Origin of the sequence: Polaromonas sp., from assembly GCF_039930745.1 — a bacterium.
In the GTDB taxonomy this organism is placed as follows: Bacteria; Pseudomonadota; Gammaproteobacteria; order Burkholderiales; family Burkholderiaceae_C; genus Polaromonas.
The window spans coordinates 1-4658 of sequence record NZ_JBDTTH010000165.1 but is presented as its reverse complement, the minus strand read 5'-3'; the positions used below and the strand labels follow the sequence as shown (position 1 = coordinate 4658).

Here is a 4658-nt window from a genome sequence, read left to right as displayed (position 1 = left end):
ACCTTGAACACCGCCACGGGAAACAGCCGCGACAGCATGGCCTGGACCGCGTAGGCAAACAACAGCAGCAACAGCGGAAACAACACACCGTCGATTTGGCGCCGGCCATACAGAACGGAGTTGCCGTCCGTCACCAGCTGCGAGCGGCTGGCCACACGCACCAACAGCCAGGCCAGCAGCACACAGCCGACCAGTGCCGCCACTTCGGTCAACGCGGTCGGCTGGGCCAGTGCCGCAAACCAGGCTTCCAGGTTGTCAATACGGGCCGGCGCGGCGGCGCGGGAACTCACTGCACCGGCCATTGCGGTTTCCTTTTGTCGATGAAAGCCTGCACGCCCTCCTGGGCCACGGGATGAACCATGTTGCAAGCCATGGACTGGCCCGCCAACTGGTAGGCGGCCGCGATGCCGGTTTCCCGCTGCTGGTAGAACAGGGCCTTGCCCATGGCAAGGGCTTCGCGGGGTTTGCTCAAAATTGCCTGCAGCATCTGCTCTATTTCGGCATCCAGCGCCTCCTGCGCAACAACGCGATTCACCAGGCCGCGCATGCGCGCTTCTTCGGCACTGATGAAGCCGCCGGTCAGAAGCATTTCCATGGCCTGTTTGGCGGGAATGTTGCGCACCAGCGGCACGCTGGGCGTGGCGCAAAACAGGCCGACATCGATGCCGTTGACACCAAAACTCGCCTCAGCGCTGGCCACCGCCAGGTCGCATTGCGCCACCAGCTGGCAGCCGGCGGCCGTGGCGACGCCCTGCACCCGGGCCAGCACCGGCACCGGCAGGTTCTGGATGCTCAGCATCATGCGGGTGCATTGCGCAAACAGCTTCTGGTAATAGGCGAGTTCAGGCTGCGCGCGCATTTCCTTGAGGTTATGCCCGGCGCAAAAAGCCTTGCCTTGCGCGGCCAGCACCACCATGCGTGCGTGCGGATCACCCGCTACGGTATCCAGTGCGGCCTGCAGGGCGGCCAGCACTTCCTCGCTCAGGGTGTTGAACGTGGCGGGGCGATTCAAGGTCAGCCAGTTCACGCCCCGCTCATCGCGGGTATGCAGCACCGGAGCAGAAACATCATTCATGGCAGAACTCAGCAAGGTCAATCGTTTCAAAGATCAGCAAGTACGCGAATGTGCGCTTCCACGCTGCGCGCCAGTGCATCGAGGTTGTAGCCGCCCTCGAGCGAGGACACGATGCGGCCGCGGGCGTGCCGCTTGGCCACATCCTTGATGCGCTGGGTGATCCACGCATAGTCCTGCTCCGTCAACCCCATCTGACCCAGGTCATCTTCACGGTGGGCGTCAAAACCGGCGCTGATGAAAATCATCTCGGGCTTGAACTCCTCCAGGCGTGGAATCCACATCATTTCGATCAGCTCCCGGATGTCCATGCCCTTGGTATAGGCCGGCACGGGAAGGTTCACCATGTTGTCTGCCTGTGTTTCGGCGCCGGTGTACGGGTAGTAGGGATGCTGAAAAAAACTGACCATCAATATGCGCTTGTCCCCGCGGATGATGTCTTCCGTCCCGTTGCCGTGGTGCACATCAAAGTCCACGATGGCTACGCGTTTGAGCCCGTGGCGTTCGAGCGCATACTTGGCCGCCACGGCAATGTTGTTGAAAAAGCAGAAGCCCATCGCCTTGTCGCGACAGGCATGATGGCCGGGCGGGCGCACCGCACAAAAGGCGTTTTCGGCCTCGCCCGCCAGCACCGCATCGGTCGCAGCCAGGGCAGCACCCGCCGCACGCAATGCAGCATTCCAGGTGTTCACATTCATCGATGTATCGGGATCAATCTGCGCATGGCTTGGACCACCCGCTGCAATCTCGTCGGCAAGCTGTTCACTCAGACCATGCAGGGCGGCTATCAGCATCCGGCCATGCGCCAGCTCCAGGTCGGCCAGAGAAGCCAGCGGCGCCTCGCGGCGGTCCAGCGCGTCACCTACACCCGTCATCAGCAGGCGGTCCTCTATGGCATCCAGCCGCTCAGGGCATTCCGGATGGCCAGCACCCATCTCGTGCTTCCAGCAGTCCCTGTGGGTGAAATACGCGGTGGCGTTCATAGGCAAAATTTGCGGTAAGGTTGGCGGAATGAACGCAAAACAAAAAATTCAAACGCTTTTAAATCAGCTTAACACGGTCATTGTGGGCAAATCTGCCCAGGTCCAGGACTGTGTTGCCTGCCTGCTGGCGGGCGGCCATTTGCTGATTGAAGACGTGCCCGGCGTCGGCAAAACCACGCTGGCACACGCGCTGTCGCGCTCCTTCGGGCTGCAGTTCTCCCGGGTGCAATTCACCGCCGACCTGATGCCCAGCGACCTGTCGGGCGTGTCCATCTACGAGCGCCAGAAGGAGAGCTTCATCTTCCATCCGGGGCCGATTTTTGCCCAGGTGCTGCTGGCCGATGAAATCAACCGCGCCAGCCCGCGCACGCAAAGTGCTCTGCTGGAAGCCATGGAGGAAAAGCAGGTCACGGTGGAGGGCGAAACACGACCCCTGCCGGTGCCGTTTTTTGTGATTGCCACGCAAAACCCGCACGACCAGCTGGGCACCTATGCCCTGCCCGAATCGCAGCTGGACCGTTTCCACATGCGGATCTCGCTGGGTTATCCCGACCGCGCTGCCGAACGCGAACTGCTGGGCGGCGGCGACCGCCGCGACATGGTGGAAAAGCTCGCCACCGTGATGACGCCCCATGACTTGCTGGAGTTGCAGCAGCAGGTGCTGCAGGTTCACGCCTCGGAACCACTGCTTAATTATCTGCAGGACCTGGTGGCCGCCACCCGTTCGGGCCGCTGGTTCCTGCAGGGCCTGAGCCCGCGCGCCGGCATTGCCCTGGTGCGTGCCGCCCGCGCCCAGGCTTTCCTGAGCGGGCGCGATTATGTGGCACCGGACGACATCGTGGCGGTTCTGCCGCAAACCGTGGCACACCGGCTGATTCCGGTCAGCGACGCCGGACGCGGCGCGGTCGAGCAGGTGCGCGCCATGGTCGAGGCCGTGCCTTTGCCATGAGAACGCCTGGTCATTGCGGATCCAATCCGCAATCCATGCCCGCACCTGCCGGAATGGCGTGGCAACTACGGCATAACGGATCATGAGTCCGGCTGTCCTGAACCCCCTCACCTTTGTTCGCGGCCGCTTCCGCCACTGGTGGCAAACCCGGCTGCCGCTGACCGACAGCGTGGTGCTAACCCAGCGCAATGTCTACATCCTGCCAACACGTCCCGGGCTGATGCTGGCGCTGACGCTGATGGTGCTGCTGATCGCTTCCATCAACTACCAGCTCAACCTGGGCTATCTGCTGACTTTCCTGCTGGCTGGCAGCGCCGTCACCGGCATGCATGTGTGTCATGGGACCCTGCGCGGCCTTGCCATGAATTTGATAGCACCTCCCGCCCATTTCACGGGGGCTGCAGCCATATTTGACGTGAAACTCACGAACAACCGGCGTTCCGTGCGTTACGGCATCGGGGTCAGCGTGCTGGCCTCGCCGGAGGGACCGGCCCAGCCGCATTGGGCCTGGACCGATGTGCCGGCACAGGGCAGCGCCACCGTTCAGATCGCCTTCACGCCCCAACACCGCGGCCTGCACCGCCTGCCCACGCTGACAGCCGAAACCCGGTTTCCGCTTGGCACTTTTCGCGTCTGGACCATCTGGCGGCCCGCAGCGCAGATGCTGGTCTACCCAGCTCCGGAACCGCACGCACCGCCCCTGCCGCCGGGAGAGCCGCGTTCGGGCGGAGCCGACGCATCAGCCCGCTGGCAAAGCGCCGGCGAATTCGACGGCATACGCGGCTACCGGCGCGGCGACCCGCTCAAACTCGTCATGTGGAAAAAGGCGGCCAAAGCCGACGACCAGGGCAACGGCCTGGTGGTGCGCGACACACAACAGGCCCAGCGGCACGAACTCTGGCTCGATTTTCTGCAGGCCGGCTCGCTGGGCACCGAAGCACGGCTGTCGCGGCTGTGCGCCTGGATCTTGCAGGCCGACAAGCTGGGCTTGCGGTACGGCTTGCGGCTGCCTGGGCTGGAGGTCAAACCTTCCAGTGGGGAAGCGCACAAGCGGCAATGTCTGGAGGCGTTGGCGCTATGTTGAATTTCCTTGAACTACCGGCAAGCGCTTCAGGCGGCCCTTCTTCTACCGTTCGGGCTAAGCCTGTCGAAGCCTTCTTTGCTTCGGCTGTTCGTGGCTTGCCAGCTAGCCGGGGGTTGCCCGGCGGCAACTCACTTTCTTTTTGCGTCGCCAAAAAGAAAGTAAGCAAAGAAAAAGGCGACCCTGCTGTCTGCGTCCCCTGCGCTTCGCTCCGGGGCAACCTGCGGTGCTCGGTCCAGCCGGGGTCGAGCTCGAACTCGCTTCGCTCAGACAATCGCTCGCCCTGGTCCGTCTGGCCCTGCGCTCCTCGGCGCATACAGAAGGGTGGTGAAGCCGGGACCGGGAGCGGATTCGCAGTCGGGCTCCGGCGGGAACGCGCAAAGCGCGTCCCCGCCTCCCCGAATCCGTTTGGTGCGCATCACCCGTTAGGCTGGGCCGAGGAGCGCAGGCAAAAGTGGATCAGGGCTCGCGATTGTCTGAGCCGAAGGCGAGTTCGAGCTCGACCCCGCTTTTGTCGAGCACCGCAGGTTGCCTGGAGCGAAGCGGAAGGACCCGGACCATCGGGTCGCCTTT

The 4658-nt window shown here is 63.3% G+C and carries 4 protein-coding genes and 1 pseudogene; 2 read left to right on the top strand and 3 right to left on the bottom strand.

Annotation, left to right across the window (positions count from 1 at the left end; all coding sequences use genetic code 11):
* The 3 genes and pseudogenes from ABI660_RS23065 to ABI660_RS23055 form a co-directional block, all read right to left on the bottom strand.
* A pseudogene (locus ABI660_RS23065) lies at window positions 1–302 on the bottom strand (mechanosensitive ion channel protein); the annotation flags it as partial.
* Window positions 287–1075 carry an enoyl-CoA hydratase gene (locus tag ABI660_RS23060; RefSeq protein WP_348072539.1) on the bottom strand — a complete coding sequence of 263 codons (789 nt, stop codon included), beginning with the start codon at window positions 1073–1075 and terminating at the stop codon, window positions 287–289. The gene ABI660_RS23060 and the pseudogene ABI660_RS23065, both read right to left, overlap by 16 nt.
* 26 nt (window positions 1076–1101) lie before the next feature.
* On the bottom strand, window positions 1102–2055 hold the full coding sequence (locus ABI660_RS23055) for a histone deacetylase family protein (RefSeq protein ID WP_348072536.1): 954 nt from the start codon (window positions 2053–2055) through the stop codon (window positions 1102–1104).
* A 28-nt stretch (window positions 2056–2083) separates the two neighbouring features.
* Here ABI660_RS23055 and ABI660_RS23050 point away from each other — a divergent pair, with 28 nt between their 5' ends.
* On the top strand, window positions 2084–3004 hold the full coding sequence (locus ABI660_RS23050; RefSeq protein ID WP_348072534.1) for a MoxR family ATPase: 921 nt from the start codon (window positions 2084–2086) through the stop codon (window positions 3002–3004).
* A gap of 82 nt (window positions 3005–3086) precedes the next feature.
* Entirely contained in the window at window positions 3087–4088 is a 1002-nt protein-coding gene (locus ABI660_RS23045) for a DUF58 domain-containing protein (protein WP_348072532.1), read from the top strand.
* Window positions 4089–4658: the final 570 nt, after the last annotated feature.